Here is a 20,105-nt window from a genome sequence, read left to right as displayed (position 1 = left end):
GGCGGTTTTCGGGACTTTCCCGCAGAAAACCGCGTTCAGACCCCATGCAGCCCCTTGACCCTTGCGACCAATTCCGCCAAGCCGTCACCTCCCTGAATGCCACAGCCTGTCTGCCAAGACACCCTGTGGCCCTTCTCACCACTCATTCCCTGCGAGGTCCCTGAGTGCGCAATCACGGCGATTTCCTTTTCACGTCCGAGTCCGTTTCCGAGGGCCATCCCGACAAGGTGGCGGACCGCATTTCCGATACCGTTCTGGACGCCTATCTGCAGGCCGATCCGGAAGCGCGTGTTGCCTGTGAGACGCTGGTCACCACCAACCGCGTCATCCTGGCCGGTGAAGTCCGCGGCCCCAAAGAGGTCGAAGACACGCTGATCGACCGTGCCCGTGAAGCCATCAAGGACATCGGCTACGACCAGGAAGGTTTCTCCTGGAAGAAGGCCGACATCACCTCCTACCTGCACGCACAGTCCGCAGACATCGCCCAGGGCGTTGACAGCGGCAGCGACAAGGACGAGGGCGCCGGTGACCAGGGTATCATGTTCGGTTACGCCACGCGCGAGACCGAGCACCTGATGCCTGCGCCGCTGTATTACGCGCAGACGATCCTCGAGCGCATCCGCGACTACCGCAAGAACGGTGATGCCCGTGGCGTCGGCCTTCTGCCGGATGCCAAGAGCCAGGTCACGCTGCGTTATGTCGATGGCAAGCCCGTTGGCGTCACGTCCGTCGTGATTTCCACGCAGCATGTCGAAGGCATGAGCCAGAACACGATCCGCGAGACGCTGCGCGACGTGGTCAACGGCATCCTGCCGGAAGGCTGGACCTGCCCGGAAGACGAGTTCTACGTGAACCCGACCGGCAACTTCGTCATCGGTGGACCGGACGGCGACGCCGGCCTGACGGGCCGCAAGATCATTGTCGACACCTATGGTGGTGCAGCCCCGCATGGTGGTGGCGCATTCTCCGGCAAGGACCCCACGAAGGTGGACCGTTCGGCAGCCTATGCCGCGCGTTACCTCGCCAAGAACGTCGTGGCTGCCGGCCTTGCCGACCGCTGCACGATCCAGCTCAGCTACGCCATCGGCGTGTCCAAGCCGCTCTCGGTCTATGTTGACCTCGACGGCACGGGCAAGGACGTGGACGAAGCCCGTCTGGGTGCGATCCTCAACGAAGTTGTGGACCTGTCCCCCCGCGGCATCCGCAAGCATCTGCGCCTGAACCGTCCGATCTACGTTCCGACCTCCGCTTACGGTCATTTCGGTCGTGCGCCGGACCCGGTTCTGGACAACTTCACCTGGGAGCAGACCGATCTGGTCACCACGCTGCGTGGCGCCCTGAACCGGTAATCTGGCAGAAAACCCCTGGTCGAGTCTCTCAAACCCCAGCCGGAGCGGCTTTACGGCCGCCAGCGCGGCCATCCGCTCCGGGCCCGGCAGCAGCACCTTCTTGAGAAGGCGCTGCCCCGGCTTTCCTTTACCTCACCGGAGAATCCCGCTGCGGGCTTCTCCGATGCGGTTTCGCGCGTCTTTCTCGAAATCGGTTTTGGCGGCGGCGAACATGCCATCGGCCAGTCCGAACTGAACCCGGATGTCGGCTATATCGCCTCCGAGGTCTTCGAGAACGGCCTGTGCTCCCTGCTTTCGCGCCTCGTGCCCGAAGGTGAGGAAGACACGGCTACGCCGCCGCCCCATTTCCGCATCTGGGCCGAAGATGCCCGCCTGCTGCTCAAGGACATGCCTGACGCATGTCTGGACCGGGCGTATCTGATGTTCCCGGACCCGTGGCCCAAGGCCCGGCACGCCAAGCGCCGCTTCGTGCATCCGGAAAACATCAAGCAGATGCACCGCGTCCTGAAACCCGGAGCCATCTGGCGCGTCGCCAGTGACCATCCCGTCTATCAGGATTGGGTCACGGAAGTGATGGGCCAGCAGGACCTGTTCGATGCGCCGCCCCCGGCCAAGGAACGTCCCGAAGGCTGGTCGCCCACGCGTTATGAAGCCAAGGCTTTCCGCGAAGGGCGCGTGCCGTTCTACTGGACCTTCACGCGCCGCCCCTGAACTCTCCAACCCAGTTATTCAGCGAGTTTCCTGACATCATGACCCAGATCGAACGCGAAGAAATGGAATTCGATGTCGTGGTGGTCGGTGGCGGTCCCGCCGGTCTGTCTGCCGCGATCCGCCTGAAACAGCTGATGCCGGATGCGGGCATCTGCCTGATCGAAAAGGGCAGCGAGATCGGCGCCCATATCGTCTCGGGCGCCGTCATCGAGCCGCGCACGCTCGACGAGCTTCTGCCGAACTGGCGCGATCTGGACGCACCTCTGCGCACGCAGGTGACGGAAGAGCGGATGCTGTTCCTGACCGAAACGCGCGCGTTCGAGGTTCCGTATCTGGACCGCGTGATGCCGCAGATGGCCAATCACGGGAACTACGTCGTCTCGCTTGGCGAAGTCTGCCGCTGGCTCGGCGAGCAGGCCGAAGCCCTCGGCGTGGAAATCTATCCGGGCTTCTCGGGCGCGGAACTGTTCATTGAAGACAACCGCGTCGCCGGCGTCATCACGGGCGATATGGGCATCGAGCGCGACGGCGAACACGGGCCGAACTTCACACCCGGCATGATCCTGCGGGCGAAGCAGACCATCCTGACCGAGGGCGCACGCGGCTCCCTCACAGGCCACGCCATGAAGCGTTTCGGCCTGCGCAAGGGCGTCGATCCCCAAACCTATGGTCTTGGCGTCAAGGAAGTCTGGGAAATCCCGGCGGAAAAGCACCGCCCGGGCCTCGTGCAGCACAGCTTCGGCTGGCCGCTCGATGACCATACCTATGGCGGCGCGTGGCTTTATCATTTCGGGGAAAACCTGGTCAGCTTCGGCTTCGTGACCGGCCTTGACTACGCCAACACCTATCTGTCGCCCTTCGAGGAAATGCAGCGGACCAAGCTGCATCCGGCCTTCCGGGAGCATTTCGAGGGCGGCAAGCGTCTGATCTACGGCGCACGTGCCCTGTCCGAAGGTGGCTTCCAGTCCATTCCGCGCCTGACCTTCCCGGGCGGTGTGCTGGCTGGGGATTCGGCGGGCTTCCTGAATGTGCCCAAGATCAAGGGCACGCATACGGCCATGAAGTCCGGCATGATCGCGGCCGAAGCCGTGGCCGAGGCTCTGGAAAAGGACAAGAAGGAAGCCGCCAGCATGACGGCGCGCGTCCGCCAGTCCTGGCTCTGGTCCGAACTGCGCGACGTCCGCAACATCCGCCCGGCCTTCGCGAAATGGGGCATGAAGCTCGGCGCGATCTATGCCGGCATCGACAGCATGATCCTGCGCGGCCGTGCCCCCTGGACGCTGCGCCATCCGCATGCCGATAACGAAACGCTGCGTCCGGCGTCGCTGTGCAAGAAGATCGAATATCCCAAGCCTGACGGGAAGATCACCTTCGATCGCGTCAGCTCGGTCTTCCTGAGCGGCACAAACCACGAGGAAAACCAGCCGGTTCACCTCAAGCTGCGCAACGAAGCCATCTGGCGCACCGTCAATCATGACGTGTTCGATTCGCCGGAGAGCCGCTACTGCCCGGCCGGGGTGTATGAACAGGAACAGACGGGCGAAAACGCCTGGCAGCTCCGGATCAATGCCCAGAACTGCGTGCACTGCAAAACCTGCGACATCAAGGACCCGACGCAGAACATCGAATGGTGCACGCCCGAAGGCGGCGGCGGTCCGAACTATCCGGTCGGGATGTGAATTTCTTCCTGCAGACGGGCGCATCCGGAGCGGAATGTGACTTTTTCAGTCAGTCCCGCTACGGTGGCGCCCGTTTTTGTGGCGGCGACAGCAGCGAAAGATGACGATGAAAGTTCTGGTCCCAGTCAAACGGGTGGTCGATTACAACGTCAAGGTACGTGTAGCGGCCGATGGCAGCGGTGTCGAAACGCAGGGCGTGAAAATGTCCATGAATCCGTTCGACGAAATCGCGGTCGAAGAAGCGGTACGCCTGCGTGAAAAGGGTGCTGCGAAGGAAGTCGTGGCCGTGACCATCGGCGCACAGGCCGCGCAGGACGTTCTGCGCACGGCCATGGCCATGGGTGCCGACCGCGCCATTCTCGTGCGTACGGACGACACGCTTGAGCCGCGCGCCGTGGCCAACGTGCTCAAGGCCATTGCCACACGCGAGGAAGCCGGCCTGGTCTGCATGGGCAAGCAGGCGATCGACGACGACATGAACGCCACGGGCCAGATCCTGGCTGCCAAGCTTGGCTGGCCGCAGGGTACGTTCGCCAGTGCCGTGACGGTTGCCGATGGCCGCGTCGAGGTCGCCCGCGAAATCGACGGTGGCACGGAAGTCGTGTCCCTCACGCTCCCGGCCGTGATCACGGCGGATCTGCGCCTCAACGAGCCGCGCTATGCCTCCCTGCCGAACATCATGAAGGCCCGCAAGAAGCCGCTTGAGACGGTCGAGATCGACAGCCTCGGCGTCGATACGGCGTCGCGCCTGACGGTGGTCTCCGTGGCCGAGCCGTCCGAGCGCAAGGAAGGCATCAAGGTGAACAGCGCGGCCGAACTGGTCGAGAAGCTCAAGACAGAAGCGAAGGTGATCTGATGACCGCTCTTGTTCTGGTTGAAGTCGAAAACGGCGCGGTCCGTCAGGCTTCCCGTTCGGCCGTTGCCGCAGCCTCCCGCTTCGGTGCCGTCGATGCTATCGTGTTCGGAGACGGTGCTGAAGCCGCTGCTGCCCTGCCGGGTGTGACGCGCGTTCTCAGCGTGCCGGCTCTGGTCAACGATCTGGCCGAACCCACTGCCGATCTGCTGGCCGCCCGCGCGAAGGACTACAGCCACATCGTGGCCGCAGCCTCCGCCACCGGCAAGAACATCCTGCCGCGTCTGGCGGGCCTGCTGGACGTGCAGCCCATTCCCGACGTGGTCGAGATCAAGGACGCCGACACGTTCGTGCGCCCGATCTATGCCGGCAACGCCCTGGCGACGGTCCGCTCTTCCGACAGCATCAAGGTGCTGACGATCCGTGGCTCCAATTTCGATCCGGTTGCGGCCGAGGGTGGCTCTGCTACCATCGAGACGATCGAGGCTCCGGCCAGCGAAAAGTCCGTCTTCGTGAAGGTCGAACTTTCGGCGTCTGATCGCCCGGAACTGGAATCCGCCCGCGTGGTGATTTCCGGCGGTAAGGGCATGAAGGATGCTGCGAACTTCAAGCTGCTCGAACCCATTGCCGACAAGCTGAACGCTGCCATCGGCGCATCGCGCGCGGCTGTGGATTCCGGCTTTGCCCCGAACGAGATGCAGGTCGGCCAGACCGGCAAGATCGTGGCACCGGAACTCTACATCGCCGTGGGCCTGTCCGGTGCGATCCAGCATCTGGCCGGCATGAAGGACAGCCGCGTCATCGTGGCGATCAATGCCGATCCGGAAGCGCCGATCTTCAAAGTCGCCGATTACGGCATCGTGGGCGATCTGTTCGAAGTCCTGCCGGAACTCGAAAAGGCGCTGTAAGGCATCCTTTTCCTGAAACGGCAAAAAAGGGGCGCCCCATGACGGGACGCCCCTTTTTTCATGACAGGACCTGACAGAGGTTTAACTGGCTCTCCGGCGCCCATGGGGCACTCTTCCGGGCACGGAGACACCCATCATGATCCTGCGTAAATTCGCCCGAGACATCCTGTCCTGCCTGCCCGTCCTTCTGGGCTTCCTGACCATTCACAGCGCCCTTGCTGCCGCCTACATCGTACCTTCGGCCTCGATGGAGCCCACGCTGATGATCGGGGACCAGATTGGCGTTGTTGTGCCCAGCTATGGTCTCAGCACGGCCAACCTGCCCTTCGGTCATGCCCTGAAGCCGCGTGACAGCAGCGGAGGACGCCTCTTCGGACATCTGCCCCGTCGCGGAGACGTCGTCGTGTTCCGGGCACCGGCCAATCTGCATCAGACCTGGATCAAGCGCGTCATCGGCCTGCCCGGTGATAGGATCGCGCTCGTCCAGGGACATGTCGTCCTGAATGGGACCGAACTGGCATGGAAGGACATGGGTCCTGCCCGCGAGGAGAGCCGCAGAGGCATCTGGCTTCCGGCAGAACGCTATGACGAGACCCTGCCGGGCAATGTGCATCACAACATCCTCAAACTCTCGCAGGACGGCGAACTGGATAACATCGCGCCTTTCACGGTCCCTGCCGGTCATCTGTTCGTCATGGGCGACAACCGCGACAATTCCGCCGACTCACGGGTCAGCGTTGCCGACGGCGGCGTAGGGCTGCTGCCGGTCTGGAACCTTCAGGGGCAAGCCCGTGCCATCCTCTGGTCGTGGCGGGATATCACCCGAACGGCACTCATTCTCTGATTTTTCGCTCTGGCCCCCTTGCAGGAAAGCGTTAACCCCTGTAGGAGAAGCGCCGTCGGCCGGAGTGTAGCTCAGCCTGGTAGAGCACTGTGTTCGGGACGCAGGGGCCGGAGGTTCGAATCCTCTCACTCCGACCAGCCGATAATTTTTCCAGAAATCGCTGCAACAGTTTCTTGGCCTCAGGCCAGCGCATCTCTGTGCCTGAAACGCAGAAAAATGCCCTCCCCCTTTCGGGAGAGGGCAAATTGGCTTCAGGAGCGCTTGTCCCAGGCCGAAGAGGTCGGCCAGACGCCCTGGGCGTAGACCTGACCGTAGGCGTGGACTTCCGTCAGGAAGGTCCGCTCACCGTCGAGAACGATCTTCACGGTCGGCGCCAGTGTGCCACCGATGCGATAGGTCGTCGGGTCCTGCGGATCAGCCGAACCGGGCTCCGGCAGCGTGTCGATGAAGGACTGCACGTAACCGGCGGGATCGACGAAGTGCGAGTAGGTCTCGTACGGCGCAGAAGACGGGTTGCCGAGCACGAGGCCAGATCCGTTCAGCGGAGCGTATGGGCCGAAAATGCCGTTGCGCGACACGAAGCCATACACGCCATCCGGACCCGTGCTGTTGCCGGTGAAGGTGGAGTGATGGGAGATCGTGAACAGATAGGTCAGACCGTCCTGGAACACGACATGGGGGCGTTCCGTCTGGTCATTGACGCCGAGCGCGGTAACAAGCGCCGGCAGCATTTCCCACTGCGAGAAATCACCCTTTGTGGAGTCGGATTTCAGACGGGCAATGCCGATGGCGGCAGCGCCATACTGCGCACCGGCCGGAACGGTGGTGGCTGGCGGCACCAGGCCCATCTCGTCGGAACCGATGGTGAAGTCACCGCGCATGCCCGGAACATTCCCTTCGAACAGGGCATAGATCTCGTTGTCGTCCGGATTGCGGAAAATATGCGGATCGCGGAAGTCCCAATAGGCGTCCTCGACGATATTGGCGTAGTTCACGCCGTCCGCCTGGAACATGTCCGTGCAGACATCGAAGCCTTCGAACCACACGCCGGTGGCGTCTGCCATGACCTGGCCCGTCGTATAGGACGGAACAGACTCGGACGGAGAGTCATTGACGGACGTGTAGAACAGATCGACCGTGTTGGCGCTGTTTTCGCGCATGACCGCACAACCGGACCATTCCCAACTGCGGGAATTGGCGCCTTCCTTGATCACGCGGCCGCCGAACTGCCAGTCCGCGCCATTGCCGGTGCGGCTGTAGTAGTAACCGATATAGGAATAGTTGTTGCGGCTGTGCCAGCCATCGACCGTATCGCCTGTTGCGGAGCGATCAGCCACGAGGGCGAACATGACGTACCAGCCCTTGAAGGTCACGGTCTTGCCGTGGATGTCGCGCAGCAGCCAGGTGTCCCACTGCCACACATCGGAATCGATGACCGGGAAAGCGTAGTCGATGACCGGCATGGTCGTCGTCGGATCATCGGTATGAATCTTCATCGCGTCAGCGATCGTCCAGCGCGAACCCGACTGGATTGCGCTCTGCGTGCTGGAAACAGCGTTCATGATTTTTCCCGTAACTGAAAATGAAAAAGAATCAGACGGTTTCCAGTAACCGGAAGAACACCGGTTATTGGAAACCGAACAGAAGAGACGGTCGAAATCCTGTCCTGAGCCGTAATATTTGTGCAGGAAAACGTGTCTTGCTTCTGACGTACGCAACAAAAAAAGGCCGCTCCCCGAGGAAGTGGCCTTTATGGAAACCATTCTGTGAAATTGCGTTCTGAACCGGTTTTTGACTATGTTTTATGGCTCAGTGCCACAGTTATAGGAAAAAGCTGCGCGCAATGCAAGCTAAATAAAATCCGCCGGTCTTTCCGGCCCCAGGATTACAAAAAACCCCACCCGATGGCGGGTGGGGTTCTGATGAAAGCTGAAAAGCGGGAAAGCTCAGCCGCGCTGAAAGCCTGCCATGGCAGAGCGGGACAGGTCTTCAAGAAGATCGATCGCTCCTTTCGAGTCGTTCAGGCACGGCACAAGAGCAAACTCTTCTCCCCCCGCTTCCATGAATTCTTCCCGAAGTTCGTTTCCGATCTCATCCAGCGTCTCAAGACAATCCACCATGAAGCCTGGCATAATGACGGCAATCTTCGTGATTCCCTGGGCCGGCAGGGCTTTGACGAAGGGCGCCGTATAAGGCTGGACCCATTCCAGCGGTCCGAAACGGGACTGGAATGTCAGGGGCATCTGCTCCTCACTCAGTCCCAGCGCCTGACGCAGGGCCGAAATCGTGCGTTCGCACTCATCGCGATAGGTGTCGCCCTTTTCGATACAGGTCTTGGGAAGGCCATGAAACGACGCCACGATCTGCTGCGGCTTGAAGCTCAGACCCGCAAGCGTGTCCTGCACGGACGTCTCAAGGGCGCGTATGAAAGCAGGATGATCCGGAAAGGACGGGACAGTCAGGACGGCTGGCTGACGACGCAGACGCATGAGCGCGCGGAAAAGCTGGTCGTTGGCAGTCGCGGTCGTCGTGGCGGAATACTGCGGATACAGCGCAATGCTGATAATCCGGTCACAGCCCTGATCCATCAGGCTCTCAACAGCCTTCGCGACGGATGGGCGGCCATACCGCATACCCCATTCGACAGGCACACCATCGGCACGGAGACGTTCAGCCAGCCCCTCGGCCTGCCTGCGCGTATAGACCCGCAATGGCGAGGCATTTTCTTCCTTGTGCCAGATCCGCGCGTAATTTGCACCGCTGGCAAAGGGACGTTTTGTCAGGATGATGCCCTGCAAAATGGGCTGCCAGATCAGGGGGGGACTCTCGATGACGCGACGGTCAGAGAGAAATTCGCTCAGATATCGCCTTACCGAAAAATAGCCTGTGTCATCAGGCGTTCCGAGATTAACAAGGAGAATACCAGTCCGGCCTTCTGGCGGAGGAGCGATACGGGGTGTTTTGTGAAGAAATGCCATAGTGCCCTCTACTGTGGAACCGGGCGGGCACTTAGGAAAGAGGGAAAGCGTCTGGAGATACGCGCCCCTTGCGGGACGCTATCGTCGATGCCTTACCTTCGCATAGGAAACATCCGGTTTCCGGGTCCCTTGCAGCAAAGTATAGGCAAACACCGCAACAGCGACGGTCATAGGACCAACATACGGCAGAAGAGTATTCATCAGAGCCATACTTGCCTCCTTTGAGCCTTTGGAAAAGATTTTCTGGTAGGCTCGATTCAGAGATTGAGCACATCTTCCCCACGTTTCAACAAAAAAATTCGGAATTCTTCAAAAAACATTCAAAGAAATGAAATATCCAAATTCTTTCAACAAGTTAGAAGAATACGACTCTGCATGATCTTGTCGTCTGCAGGCAACCATCCCATCTCGAAGCTGTTACAGACACACCATCTGATTTTGAAACAAGGTTTTCCAGACATGGCTACACAGGATCCCGTCATTTACGTTGTTGCTGACGGCGAAAAAGCCCGCTTCCTGCGCCTCGAAGGGGCACAGCTGCGCACCATCGCAAGCTTCGACCTGCACAAGGGCTCCAACGCGGAAACGGATGTCGGCTCCATCAAGGCGCCCCACGAAAATCCGCATGAGCAGCTCAAGGAACACTTCACGCGCGATCTGGCCGCCCATATCAACAAGGCCGCACAGAACAGCGACGTCGAAGGCATCCTGCTTGTCGCTCCGGCTCAGGCCTCGCACGAAATCCGCGAGCATCTCGACAAGCCGACGGCGAAGAAGCTTTTCAAGACGCTGGTCAAGGACCTCGTCAATACGCCGGACCATGACCTTCTGAAGCATCTCGACCGCCCGGAAACCGGCTGGCCGGAACTTGCTTCCGTCTGATCCCGCGCAGACCTGCGGGGAGGCCGTCAGAGGGCTCTTCCCGCAATGCAGGGCTGTCTGACCCCCGTCGTTCCCGGCCAGGAAGAGGGCAGCCCCCGCTGACAGCGCACGGCCAGAAGTCCGAAACACTGCGCTTCAAGAGCATCCCCGTCCCATCCCAGGACATCCACGGATGCCACATTTCCTAAACAACGCCGCAATCCGTCCATCAGCACCGGGTTATGGCGCCCGCCTCCCGCGACAAACCACGTTTCGGGCTGCACCGGAAACGGCGTCCGCGCCACGGCCTCAACCGTAAAGGCTGCCAGTGTCGCCGCCCCATCTTCCGCAGACAGATCCCGTACATACGCCATGGCTTCCGAATGAAAGCTCAGCCGATCAAGCGACTTGGGCATGGGCCGCGTGAAATATGGGATCGCCAGCAGCTCCTCCAGAACATCCTGACGAACCGTTCCTGAAGACGCCAGCGCGCCCCCGAAATCACACGGTTTGCCGGTATGCCGCAGAGCCCAGTCGTCCAGAAGGGCATTGCCCGGACCGGTATCACAGGCCCAGACACCTCGCTGCCCATGCTGGTCCTGCGCTCCCAGAACCGTCACGTTGGCGACACCGCCAATGTTGAGAACGGCCACGGGACGCTGTTCCTGCTGAAGCAGGGCGGCGTGAAACACCGGCACCAGCGGCGCCCCTTCCCCGCCATTTTCCAGATCCCGCGACCGGAAATCATGGATAACCGGCACGCTACAGAGATCCTGCAGCAGCCGGGCATCCCCGATCTGCCAACTCCGGCCACGTTCCGGCTGATGCAGGATGGTCTGGCCATGAAAGCCTATGACCGCAGGCTCCAGACCCGACGCTTTCTCGCGCAGCAGACGCACGGCCTCCACATGCCGGAGGGTCAGCTCCCGCGTAACGGCCAGCACTTCGGCATCATCCGGAGCAAGACCTGCCGCACGATCCAGCAGTTCGCGGGTCCGGGCGCGCAACTCCGGGCTGTAAGGCACTGTCAGGGACGGCCCCATCCGTCCGATGCGCACGCCATCCGTTTCGATCAGAGCGGCATCCACCCCGTCCAGGGACGTCCCGCTCATCAGCCCGAGCGCCCAGACCATGCCGGACGCTTCTGTACTTCCCGCCGCGCTCAAAGCTCCGCAAGCGCCAGATGCAGATGGCCCTGACACCGCTCCAGAAGCGGCTCGATGTCTGCCAGAGCCACCCCGCGCCGCAGCAGAACCGCGCGTTTGGTATTCCCCTGCGCCAGTTTTAGCGCTTCACGCGCCTCCTCGACCGTTCCGCCAGCCAGTTCCATGACCATGCGCTCAGCCCGGGCCTGAAGCTTGTCATTGCTGATGCGCATATCCACCATGCGACCGCGATAGACATGCCCCAGACGCGTCATCAGCGCCGTGGAAAACAGGTTCAGCGTAACTTTCTGCGCCGTCCCGGCAGCCATGCGCGTGGACCCAGCCAGAACCTCGGCGCCCGTCGGGATGCAGATGCCCAGCTCTGCTTCCCGCAACAGGCGCGATTCCGGATTCCCGCTGACACCGATCGTCAGCGCACCCACTTCCCGCCCGAACTGAACGATGGCGCAGGTATAGGGCGTGTTGCCGCTCGCCGCGACGCCGATCACCACGTCATGTTCGGTCGGGTGATGTTCCATCAGATCAAGCCGCGCCTGATCTTCCCGGTCCTCCGCGCCCTCGGCGGCCTGAGTCGTTGCCCCGGCCCCGCCAGCCAGCAGCAGAACCAGCTTCTCCGGAGCCAGACCAAAGGTCGGCGTCAGTTCAACACCGTCCTGTAACCCGATGCGCCCGGACGTCCCTGCCCCCGCATAGACCAGCCGGCCACCAGCCTGAAGCCGCGGGACAGCGGCCTCGACGGCCCGCTCGATGGACGGCAATGCCTCCCCGACACGGTCCAGAGCCGCCTTCTGGGACGTCAGAAGCCGGTCCAGAAGCACATCGAGCAACAGGCGCTCGATATCCTCATTGGCCGCAAGAACCGTCTCGGTACGGGAGGACGTCATCGCTCAGTCTTCGTCTTCATCCGGCACTTCATTGCGCCGGAACAGCTGCCCGTCCTTCAGAAGTCCCTGTTCCACGATGCTTTCCGCGATCTGGACCGCATTGAGGGCCGCGCCCTTGCGCAGATTGTCGGACACACACCACAGCGCCAGACCATTCTCGACAGACGGATCGATCCGCAGGCGTGAGACATACGTCGCATCTTCGCCCACACATTCGATCGGCGTGACATAGCCACCGTCCTCGCGCTCGTCGCGCAGGATCACGCCCGGGGCCTTGCGCAGCGCCTCGCGTGCCTTCTTCAGATCAACCGGCTTCTCGCACTCGATGCTGATGGCCTCGGAATGTCCGATGAAGACTGGAACGCGCACGCAGGTCGCCAAGACCTTGATGTCCGGGTCCATGATCTTGCGGGTTTCGACCGCCATCTTCCATTCTTCCTTGGTCGCACCGTCATCCATGAAACGGTCGATATGGGGAATGACGTTGAAGGCGATCTGCTTGGTGAACTGCGCGACCGTCGGCGGATCGTTGACGAACGTGCCCTTGGTCTGGGCGAACAGCTCGTCCATGCCGTCCTTGCCGGCGCCTGAAACGGCCTGATAGGTCGAGACCACGATGCGCTTGATCCGGAATAGGTCATGCAGCGGCTTGAGCGCCACCAGCATCTGCGCGGTCGAGCAGTTCGGGTTGGCGATGATGCCACGGCTGGCCTTGCCGATCGCCGCCGCATTCACTTCCGGCACGATCAGCGGCACACCAGGCTCCATGCGGAAATGCGACGTGTTGTCGATCACCACACATCCCGCAGCCGCAGCTTTCGGCGCATAGACGGCCGAAATCGCTCCACCCGGCGAAAACAGCGCAATGTCCCAGCCCTTGAAGTCGAACGTCTCGAGGTTCTGGACCTTCAGGACCTTCTTGTCCCCGAAAGAAATCTCGCGCCCGGCCGACCGCGGAGAGGCCAGCGCCACAACTTCATCGACCGGAAAGTCCCGCTCCGCCAGAATTCGCAGCAGTTCACGCCCCACCGCACCCGTGGCGCCAACAACCGCAACCCGATAACCCATGATCTTTTCCCGTTCCCTGAAAATCAGCCCGAAAAGGGCAGACGCTTTAAAAGCGCCGACAGACGGTGCCGCCGCAGTTCGTAGCGGGCCTTGCGCCCCGTCGCCATGTAGTTGAGCTGGACCGCATACCGTGTTCCCACGAACTGCCGGTGCCCGTGCCAGGTCGCCGGACCGTTCGGGAATACCAGCAGCGTCCCTTCCGCCGGCGTCACCTCGACATCGAAATCCTCGACATCATCCGGCCCGTTCAGCAGCCGCAGACAGCCATCGCGCGACGCCCAGTCCTCCCCGCGCGGATTGAGATACAGCAGGATCGTGACCAGCTTGGCCTCCGAATCCCGATGGATCCGCCCGTCTTTTTCCCGCGTGCGCCCACGCATTGTCAGCATGGTGGGCGCATCCGCCAGATCCAGCCCGAATTTCTCGGCCACCAGCGCCTTGAGTTTCGGCCCCTGCAGTTCCGCGATCATGGCCGAGACACGCGGCGTCAGCTTCAGCGCTTCCGGCGGAAAGGAGCCACCGGATTTCATCTCCGGCAGGTCCGAGACAACCGCCTTCAGATCGTCGTTGCTGATGAAATGCGGCACTACCACATGCGGAAACGGTTTTTCCGCAACGGGCGCGCTCTCGAACGCATCATAATCAAGGGAAATCCTGCTCATGGCGCGGAAGGCTAGACGCGGCCCACGTCGGCGACAAGGCCTATTCCACACATGTGAGACCTGCCTTTTACGAAAGAATATTACCCCCGCAGCGGCTTATGGGCCTTCACCATCCGGCTCGTCGCCAGATAGCGGACATATCCTGCCCCCAGGCGGTTCGCGCCACCCGTGCAGACATGCGGCCCCGGCTGCGGAGAGACGCGCCCGTCCCAGACCGTATGAAGAAGACGCGGATCGGTCCTGCATTCCAGCATCCGGTGATCCACACCCGACTGGCTGACTTCATCCGTCAGAACCGCATGCGCGGACAGACCGTCCCGACGCAGTTCCTGCGCTCCTGCTGACACATCCGTCAGCGCAAGACCACTTCCCGTCAGAACTGCAAGAAACAGCAGAGCACGCATCAGCGAAACTCCCATCCCAACAAGGCCGGCTCAGGACCGGTCACCAGATTAGACGACTCTCAGCCATGAAAAGTTGCGGCAACTTTGTGGCACGACGAACAGATTTTTGCCTTCAAGCGGTCCGACCACTAAAATTCCGCTCGATTTTCCTGCCTCATTTTTCGCCCCTTCCTCGACCCAAGGCGTCCTTTCATGAACACACGCTCCCTCGTCCTTCCCGAACTGCTTCCCCATCTTGAAGAGATCCCGACGGTCGATCTTTCTGCTGAATCCCTGCCCGCCTTTCGCGCTGGCCTTGAACAAGCCGCCGGACAATCCTTTCTTCAGGCCGAAGACTATCCCGTCACCCTTGAGCGCCTGAACATTCCCGGCACGGAAAACGCACCCCCCATCCGCCTCCTGACCGTCCGTCCCCGCAAGGAGGCCACAGGCCCACGCACGGCGCTGCTGCATCTGCATGGCGGCGGCTATTTCGCCGGCCAGCCCGAACTCACCACGACCCAGCTCTGCCAGTTCGCACAGGAGCTGGACTGCGTGGTCATCTCCCCGGATTACCGCCTCACTCCGGAGCACCCCTTTCCTGCCGCGATCGAGGACGCCTACACCACGCTGTGCTGGATCACGCGCAACGCCGACACACTCGGGATTGATCCCGCCCGCATAGGCCTGACCGGCGAGAGCGCAGGCGGTGGCCTTGCGGCCGGACTGGCTCTCCTGACCCGGGATCGCGAAGGGCCGACGCTGCTGTTCCAGAACCTCATCTATCCCGTGCTCGACGACCGCACGACCACGGGTCAGCCTGACGCTTCGCCTGTCGGGGGCGAGTTCCTGTGGACCCGGGCCAGCAACACTTTCATGTGGACGGCCCTCCTCAATCCCGTAGCGCCCGGTTCGGCAGACGTCTCGCCCTATGCCGCTCCCGCCCGCGCAACCGACCTGTCCGATCTGCCCCCGGTCTATCTGTGTGTCGGCGCGCTGGACCTGTTCCTGGATGAAGATCTCGCCTATGCGCGGCGCCTGATCCATCAGGGCATCTCCGTAGAACTGGAAATCGTGCCCGGCGCCTGCCATATCTTCGACCAGACAGACACACCGGTCGCCACCCGCTCCATTGCACGCCGGATCGACGCCATGAAACGCGGCTTCGGTCTCTGACAAAGGATGTTCGGGAAAGGCGGAGATTGGCCCTCTTCTGCCAATCCGCTAGACTGCGCGGCCATATGACAGCCCCCGGCCCCGCCTCTCCCCGGCAGGAGCGCGGCCCCCGGGGACACAGGAGACGAGTTCATGGGCGACCATCATGATGACCGGGACGCCATCAATGGCGAAAACACCGTCTATCTGGCGGAGCTGCACACACGCTGGCAGCACGACCCGGCCTCCGTGGACCCGGCTTTTGCGTCCCTGTTCGAGACCCTCGGCTCCGACCGCCTGACCGGCCCGGATACGGCTGATCAGAGTGATGCCAGTGCCGAAAGCCTGAAATTCGCCTATCGCCTGCGTGGACATTCGATCGCCTCGCTGGACCCGCTCGGCCTCGCTCCCACACTCGACATCCCCGAACTGACGCCGCCAGGTGCGGACCGGGATCTGATCGCCCGTCTGCGCCGCGCCTACTGCGGCACGACGGCGGTCGAGTTCATGCATCTTCAGGACCCGGCCCAGCGCCAGTGGTGGATTGACCGTCTGGAAAATCCGGCCGCCGGCCCCTCGCTGGACCAGAAGCGCATTCTCCTCGCCCTCACCCGCGCCGAAGGCTTCGAGCAGTTCTGCCAGAAGCGTTTCATGGGCATGCGCCGCTTCGGCCTTGAGGGCGGCGAGAGCGTTATCGTGGCCCTGCGCACCCTGATCGATGCCGCCGCACAGGACGATGTGCGCTCCGTCTCGCTTGGCATGCCCCATCGTGGCCGCCTGAACGTGATGGCCAACATCCTGCGCAAACCGTTTGCCGCCATTTTCAGCGAATTCGCCGGCGCCTCCTTCAAGCCCGATACGATCGAAGGTTCAGGCGACGTAAAATACCATCTCGGCACCGCCACCACGCTCGAACACGCCGGCCATACCGTCCGTATCTCGCTCCTGCCCAACCCGTCCCATCTGGAAGCAGTGGACCCGGTCGTGCTCGGTCGCGTCCGCGCCGATCAGGACCGCGAAAAGGACCGGGACCGCCAGCACCATCTGGGCATTCTCGTCCACGGCGACGCAGCCTTCGCGGGACAGGGCGTCGTGTACGAAACTCTCAGCCTGTCAAAGCTGGAAGGCTACCGGACGGGTGGTACGGTTCACGTCATCATCAACAACCAGATCGGCTTCACCACCGTCCAGTCCGATGCCCATTCCGGCCTGCACAACACCGATATCGCCAAATCCGTTCAGGCCCCGATCCTGCACGTCAACGGCGATGACCCCGAAGCCGTCTCACGCTGTGCGTTTCTGGCGCATGAATGGCGTCGCACGTTCCAGTCCGACATCGTGCTCGACGTCGTCTGCTATCGCCGACACGGCCATAACGAAGCCGACGAACCCGCCTTCACGCAGCCCGCGATGGTCCACGCCATCCAGTCCCGCGCCACGACCCGCAGCCTCTATGCCGATCATCTGATCCGCACCGGCGTCATGACCAAAGCCGAGGTCGAGGAGATGTGGACCCATTTCCAGAACCGCCTGGAAGAACAGTTCGAGACCTCCAAGACCTATCAGCCCGATGGCACGGACTGGCTGGACGGCCCCGAAGACCCGACACGCCTGCAGGACGAGCAGGACCGCATCCAGCCCATGACCGGCGTGCCCCTCAGGCGCCTGCAAGAAGTTGGGGAGGCCATCGGCACGATCCCTGAAGGTCTGGCCGTTCATCCGCGTCTGGCCCGACAGATCGTGGCGCGCGGCAAGGCAGTCGCCGATGGTGGCCCGATCGACTGGGCCACGGCCGAGGCCCTCGCTTTCGGTACCCTGTCCATGGACGGGCACCCGGTCCGCCTGTCCGGACAGGACAGCCGCCGTGGGACGTTCAGCCAGCGTCACGCGGTCCTGTTCGATCAGGAAACAGGCCGCGAAGACACGCCCCTCACCCATATCGCGCCCCATCAGGCGCCGCTGAACATCTGGAACTCGCCGCTCTCGGAATATGCCGTCCTCGGCTTCGAATACGGCTATTCCCTCGGTGATCCGGAAGCGCTGGTCCTGTGGGAAGCGCAGTTCGGCGATTTCGCCAATGGCGCGCAGATCATCCTCGACCAGTTCATCGCCTCGGGCGAAACCAAATGGCTGCGAACGTCTGGCCTGACCCTGCTTCTGCCGCATGGCTATGAAGGTGGCGGCCCGGAACATTCCTCAGCCCGCCCAGAGCGCATCCTTCAGCTCTGCGCCGAAAACAACATGCGCGTGTGCAACATCACCACGCCCGCCAACTACTTCCACGCCCTGCGCCGGCAGATCGCACGCCGCTGCCGCAAACCGCTGGTCGTCTTCACGCCCAAATCCCTGCTGCGCAACAAAGACGCGGTTTCGATGCTGGACGCGATGGGACCGCATACGCGCTTCCAGCCCGTCATCGCGGACCCGGCAAAGGAGGAAGGCGCGCGGCGCATCATCCTGTGCACCGGCAAGGTCTATTATGATCTCGTTGCCGAACGGACGCGCCAGAACCGTGACGACGTCGCCATCATCCGCATCGAACAGCTCTACCCGTTCCCGCATCACGCCCTGATGGAGCAGCTCGCCCGTCATCCGGACGCAGAACAGGTCCTGTGGTGTCAGGAAGAGCCGCAGAACAACGGCGCCTGGATTTTCGTGGACCGTCGCATCGAACGCGCACTTCGAGGCTGCAATCATCGCGTGCAGCGCCCGGACTATGTTGGTCGCGAAAGCGCGGCTTCTCCCGCAACAGGGCTACCGGGCGTCCATGCCGCCCAGCAGGAAAAACTGGTTCAGGACGCCCTGTCCTGAACCTTCCCGGCCTGAGAAAAACTCAGGTCGGACCACCCTGATAGCCGTAGCTGCTCCGGCCCGCCCCGACATTTCCATAGTCATCGCCACGGAACTGCCGCGATCCCTGACCACCATAATCCGGGCCACAGGCCGCAAGAGCTGCCAGCAGCGCAAGCGCTATCCCAATCCGAACGCGTGTCATCAGAATTTCCCTTTCATACCGCAAAGTGGCTTTGATCTTACCCCTTGCATAACATACGCCCAACCATCATTGCGCAGGCTTTCAGGGAGACCCAGCCTTCTCCGACACAGTCGCAGCCTTGACCGACATACTGGCATGCCGCCTGTTCCAGGGCAGGTCGTAAGTCTGGATCAGCCCCAGCTCCAGGCCCGCAGCGATATTGACCGGCAGGCCATTCCATTGAGTGTCCGACGGCTGAACGCACATCGCTCGAACAGGCCGATCAACAGCCTTGAGAATCTCATCCCTGATCCGCCTGGCCGTTTTCCTTTTCCCCGGCCGGGCATAACACCGCAGCCGACGTCGCAACCCTCCGATGGCTACCCCCACATAAACAACCCGGTTGCCTATCACAAAAGCATAGACTCCGGGACCTGCGGGAACCTTCTGCAAAGGCATTAGGGCACCATCATCCTGCAGCCCCCATATCCCCACCTCTCTAAAACCAGAAGCAGACAGAATAAAAGGATCAAGATGTGGTTTGACTGAAGACATACTACTCACTTCCCAGATCGTTATTCCTGCCCATTTTGCGACAATACTCATCGCAGCCAGAAGAACGCTGAATTTCGAAGAAGGGAGATTTGTTGGCGAACCGGCTGGGAGCAAATAAGTCCATATAAAACAATGACTTACGCTGTCTACGTCTCTTTTTGTTCTATCGAAGAATCAAGCACTTAGCGGTGATTTGTCAAACTTGCTTCTTCCTCAAAAGAGGCGCGCGTCAGTAAAAAAGCACACGAAGTCAAACCAAACCGGCAAAGTGTCAAACCCGCCCAAAAAACGGCGGTTTTCTGCGGTTTTTTAAAGGAAATGGTGAACCGGCTGGGACTCGAACCCAGGACCATTCGATTAAAAGTCGAATGCTCTACCAACTGAGCTACCGGTTCATCCGCACGCTGGCTACCCCACAACCCATGAGGGCGTCAACCTCGCCAACCGGAAAAACAGGCTTCCGCCCCCCATCCGCCTGACAACGCGTCACATCGCTCCATGGTCTCCCGCGCCGAAAGAGGCTATGGGCCGACGTCCTGCGTTTCCTGACCGCGGCCACCCCCTTTTTCAGTCCCGAAAGGAAGAAACAGATGCCCATCGAGATTCTTCCTGGTCTTCTGCTTGAAGAGGACGAGCTGAAAATCACCTATATCCTGGCATCCGGTCCGGGAGGACAGAACGTCAACAAGGTAGCCACGGCCGCACAGCTCCGGTTCGATGCCACGCGCTCTCCGGTCCTGTCGGACCGCATCCGGACACGCCTGATCGAACTCGCAGGCAGCCGTGCGACCCAGAATGGCGAAATCATCATCACGGGTCGCCGCTTTCGCACACAACAGAGAAACCGCGATGATGTCGTCGAACGCCTGGCGGAACTGATCCGCAAGGCGGCACATCGCCCCACTTTCCGCGTGGCCACCCGTCCCGGAAAAGCGGCCCGGCAACGTCGGCTTGACGGAAAATCACATCGGGCCGGCATCAAGCGCAACCGCAAGGTCCGCCTGGACGACTGACACATCTCGGTACGTTAAAGTAACAAGAATTCTCTACCACGCAGCACTTCTGACTCCTCCCA

General features: G+C 61.5%; 19 protein-coding genes and 2 tRNA genes. 11 read left to right on the top strand and 10 right to left on the bottom strand.

Annotation, left to right across the window (positions count from 1 at the left end; genetic code table 11):
* The first annotated feature begins 164 nt into the window (after positions 1-164).
* The 7 genes from metK to HKD31_RS00355 all read left to right on the top strand — a co-directional run bounded on the left by metK (position 165) and on the right by HKD31_RS00355 (position 6,481).
* Entirely contained in the window at positions 165-1,349 is a 1,185-nt protein-coding gene (gene metK / locus HKD31_RS00385; protein ID WP_011252436.1) for a methionine adenosyltransferase, read from the top strand.
* A gap of 15 nt (positions 1,350-1,364) precedes the next feature.
* Positions 1,365-2,060, top strand: a complete 696-nt coding sequence (gene trmB, locus HKD31_RS00380) for a tRNA (guanine(46)-N(7))-methyltransferase TrmB (protein ID WP_081108534.1) — start codon at positions 1,365-1,367, stop codon at positions 2,058-2,060.
* A gap of 38 nt (positions 2,061-2,098) precedes the next feature.
* Complete coding sequence (locus HKD31_RS00375) at positions 2,099-3,739, top strand: electron transfer flavoprotein-ubiquinone oxidoreductase (protein ID WP_194264010.1); 1,641 nt, start codon at positions 2,099-2,101, stop codon at positions 3,737-3,739.
* A gap of 106 nt (positions 3,740-3,845) precedes the next feature.
* Positions 3,846-4,595 carry an electron transfer flavoprotein subunit beta/FixA family protein gene (locus HKD31_RS00370; RefSeq protein ID WP_194264011.1) on the top strand — a complete coding sequence of 250 codons (750 nt, stop codon included), beginning with the start codon at positions 3,846-3,848 and terminating at the stop codon, positions 4,593-4,595.
* Positions 4,595-5,500, top strand: a complete 906-nt coding sequence (locus HKD31_RS00365) for an FAD-binding protein (protein ID WP_194264012.1) — start codon at positions 4,595-4,597, stop codon at positions 5,498-5,500. Before HKD31_RS00370 ends, HKD31_RS00365 begins: the two co-directional genes overlap by 1 nt.
* A 136-nt stretch (positions 5,501-5,636) precedes the next feature.
* Positions 5,637-6,344, top strand: coding sequence for a signal peptidase I (gene lepB, locus HKD31_RS00360; RefSeq protein ID WP_194264013.1), 708 nt, complete (start codon positions 5,637-5,639; stop codon positions 6,342-6,344).
* Between the two features lie 60 nt (positions 6,345-6,404).
* Positions 6,405-6,481: transfer RNA gene (locus HKD31_RS00355), tRNA-Pro, on the top strand.
* A gap of 114 nt (positions 6,482-6,595) precedes the next feature.
* On the opposite strand, the gene HKD31_RS00350 is transcribed toward HKD31_RS00355, so the two are convergent.
* Entirely contained in the window at positions 6,596-7,906 is a 1,311-nt protein-coding gene (locus tag HKD31_RS00350; protein WP_194264014.1) for a glycoside hydrolase family 68 protein, read from the bottom strand.
* A gap of 384 nt (positions 7,907-8,290) precedes the next feature.
* Positions 8,291-9,322 carry a ferrochelatase gene (gene hemH / locus HKD31_RS00345; RefSeq protein WP_194264015.1) on the bottom strand — a complete coding sequence of 344 codons (1,032 nt, stop codon included), beginning with the start codon at positions 9,320-9,322 and terminating at the stop codon, positions 8,291-8,293.
* Between the two features lie 459 nt (positions 9,323-9,781).
* On the opposite strand from hemH, the gene HKD31_RS00340 reads away from it, so the two are divergent.
* Positions 9,782-10,204 (top strand): host attachment protein, encoded by a 423-nt coding sequence (locus tag HKD31_RS00340; RefSeq protein WP_194264016.1) that lies wholly within the window; start codon positions 9,782-9,784, stop codon positions 10,202-10,204.
* Positions 10,205-10,230: 26 nt separating this feature from the next.
* Here the strand turns inward: HKD31_RS00340 and HKD31_RS00335 are convergent, their stop codons facing one another.
* From HKD31_RS00335 to HKD31_RS00315, 5 genes are all read right to left on the bottom strand, one after another.
* A complete protein-coding gene (locus HKD31_RS00335; protein WP_194264120.1) occupies positions 10,231-11,316 on the bottom strand; it encodes an anhydro-N-acetylmuramic acid kinase in 1,086 nt (361 codons plus the stop codon).
* 29 nt (positions 11,317-11,345) lie between these two features.
* Positions 11,346-12,233, bottom strand: coding sequence for an N-acetylmuramic acid 6-phosphate etherase (locus HKD31_RS00330; RefSeq protein WP_194264017.1), 888 nt, complete (start codon positions 12,231-12,233; stop codon positions 11,346-11,348).
* A gap of 3 nt (positions 12,234-12,236) precedes the next feature.
* Positions 12,237-13,301, bottom strand: a complete 1,065-nt coding sequence (locus tag HKD31_RS00325) for an aspartate-semialdehyde dehydrogenase (RefSeq protein ID WP_011252447.1) — start codon at positions 13,299-13,301, stop codon at positions 12,237-12,239.
* A 23-nt stretch (positions 13,302-13,324) separates the two neighbouring features.
* Positions 13,325-13,963, bottom strand: a complete 639-nt coding sequence (locus HKD31_RS00320) for a 2OG-Fe(II) oxygenase family protein (RefSeq protein WP_194264018.1) — start codon at positions 13,961-13,963, stop codon at positions 13,325-13,327.
* Between the two features lie 80 nt (positions 13,964-14,043).
* The gene (locus HKD31_RS00315; RefSeq protein ID WP_062459372.1) at positions 14,044-14,367 is read right to left on the bottom strand and encodes a hypothetical protein; all 324 of its coding nucleotides are present in this window, start codon (positions 14,365-14,367) and stop codon (positions 14,044-14,046) included.
* 192 nt (positions 14,368-14,559) lie between these two features.
* Between HKD31_RS00315 and HKD31_RS00310 the strand changes: the two genes are divergently transcribed.
* Both HKD31_RS00310 and HKD31_RS00305 read left to right on the top strand, forming a co-directional pair.
* Positions 14,560-15,522 (top strand): alpha/beta hydrolase, encoded by a 963-nt coding sequence (locus HKD31_RS00310; protein WP_194264019.1) that lies wholly within the window; start codon positions 14,560-14,562, stop codon positions 15,520-15,522.
* Positions 15,523-15,654: 132 nt separating this feature from the next.
* Positions 15,655-18,312 (top strand): 2-oxoglutarate dehydrogenase E1 component, encoded by a 2,658-nt coding sequence (locus tag HKD31_RS00305; RefSeq protein ID WP_194264020.1) that lies wholly within the window; start codon positions 15,655-15,657, stop codon positions 18,310-18,312.
* A 22-nt stretch (positions 18,313-18,334) separates the two neighbouring features.
* Here the strand turns inward: HKD31_RS00305 and HKD31_RS00300 are convergent, their stop codons facing one another.
* The 3 genes from HKD31_RS00300 to HKD31_RS00290 all read right to left on the bottom strand — a co-directional run bounded on the left by HKD31_RS00300 (position 18,335) and on the right by HKD31_RS00290 (position 19,425).
* Positions 18,335-18,496: a hypothetical protein gene (locus tag HKD31_RS00300; protein WP_194264021.1), complete on the bottom strand. Its 162-nt coding sequence runs from the start codon at positions 18,494-18,496 to the stop codon at positions 18,335-18,337.
* 81 nt (positions 18,497-18,577) lie between these two features.
* Complete coding sequence (locus HKD31_RS00295; RefSeq protein WP_194264022.1) at positions 18,578-19,030, bottom strand: GIY-YIG nuclease family protein; 453 nt, start codon at positions 19,028-19,030, stop codon at positions 18,578-18,580.
* A gap of 319 nt (positions 19,031-19,349) precedes the next feature.
* Positions 19,350-19,425, bottom strand: a tRNA-Lys gene (locus tag HKD31_RS00290).
* Positions 19,426-19,620: 195 nt separating this feature from the next.
* Here HKD31_RS00290 and arfB point away from each other — a divergent pair.
* On the top strand, positions 19,621-20,043 hold the full coding sequence (gene arfB, locus HKD31_RS00285; RefSeq protein ID WP_194264023.1) for an alternative ribosome rescue aminoacyl-tRNA hydrolase ArfB: 423 nt from the start codon (positions 19,621-19,623) through the stop codon (positions 20,041-20,043).
* Positions 20,044-20,105 lie beyond the last annotated feature (62 nt).

Origin of the sequence: Gluconobacter potus (assembly GCF_015244705.1) — a bacterium.
In the GTDB taxonomy this organism is placed as follows: Bacteria; Pseudomonadota; Alphaproteobacteria; order Acetobacterales; family Acetobacteraceae; genus Gluconobacter; species Gluconobacter potus.
Note: the sequence above shows the minus strand (reverse complement) of the source record. Positions and strands in the feature narration are given on the sequence as shown.

What these genes read in the sequence shown, in the direction of transcription:
- HKD31_RS00375 (WP_194264010.1), top strand. Translation starts at nt 2,099, where the DNA reads ATGACCCAGATCGAACGCGAAGAAATGGAATTCGATGTCGTGGTGGTC.
- HKD31_RS00370 (WP_194264011.1), top strand. Translation starts at nt 3,846, where the DNA reads ATGAAAGTTCTGGTCCCAGTCAAACGGGTGGTCGATTACAACGTCAAG.
- HKD31_RS00365 (WP_194264012.1), top strand. Translation starts at nt 4,595, where the DNA reads ATGACCGCTCTTGTTCTGGTTGAAGTCGAAAACGGCGCGGTCCGTCAG.
- lepB (WP_194264013.1), top strand. Translation starts at nt 5,637, where the DNA reads ATGATCCTGCGTAAATTCGCCCGAGACATCCTGTCCTGCCTGCCCGTC.
- HKD31_RS00350 (WP_194264014.1), bottom strand. Translation starts at nt 7,906, where the DNA reads ATGAACGCTGTTTCCAGCACGCAGAGCGCAATCCAGTCGGGTTCGCGC.
- hemH (WP_194264015.1), bottom strand. Translation starts at nt 9,322, where the DNA reads ATGGCATTTCTTCACAAAACACCCCGTATCGCTCCTCCGCCAGAAGGC.
- HKD31_RS00340 (WP_194264016.1), top strand. Translation starts at nt 9,782, where the DNA reads ATGGCTACACAGGATCCCGTCATTTACGTTGTTGCTGACGGCGAAAAA.
- HKD31_RS00335 (WP_194264120.1), bottom strand. Translation starts at nt 11,316, where the DNA reads ATGGTCTGGGCGCTCGGGCTGATGAGCGGGACGTCCCTGGACGGGGTG.
- HKD31_RS00330 (WP_194264017.1), bottom strand. Translation starts at nt 12,233, where the DNA reads ATGACGTCCTCCCGTACCGAGACGGTTCTTGCGGCCAATGAGGATATC.
- HKD31_RS00325 (WP_011252447.1), bottom strand. Translation starts at nt 13,301, where the DNA reads ATGGGTTATCGGGTTGCGGTTGTTGGCGCCACGGGTGCGGTGGGGCGT.
- HKD31_RS00320 (WP_194264018.1), bottom strand. Translation starts at nt 13,963, where the DNA reads ATGAGCAGGATTTCCCTTGATTATGATGCGTTCGAGAGCGCGCCCGTT.
- HKD31_RS00315 (WP_062459372.1), bottom strand. Translation starts at nt 14,367, where the DNA reads ATGCGTGCTCTGCTGTTTCTTGCAGTTCTGACGGGAAGTGGTCTTGCG.
- HKD31_RS00310 (WP_194264019.1), top strand. Translation starts at nt 14,560, where the DNA reads ATGAACACACGCTCCCTCGTCCTTCCCGAACTGCTTCCCCATCTTGAA.
- HKD31_RS00305 (WP_194264020.1), top strand. Translation starts at nt 15,655, where the DNA reads ATGGGCGACCATCATGATGACCGGGACGCCATCAATGGCGAAAACACC.
- HKD31_RS00300 (WP_194264021.1), bottom strand. Translation starts at nt 18,496, where the DNA reads ATGACACGCGTTCGGATTGGGATAGCGCTTGCGCTGCTGGCAGCTCTT.
- HKD31_RS00295 (WP_194264022.1), bottom strand. Translation starts at nt 19,030, where the DNA reads ATGTCTTCAGTCAAACCACATCTTGATCCTTTTATTCTGTCTGCTTCT.
- arfB (WP_194264023.1), top strand. Translation starts at nt 19,621, where the DNA reads ATGCCCATCGAGATTCTTCCTGGTCTTCTGCTTGAAGAGGACGAGCTG.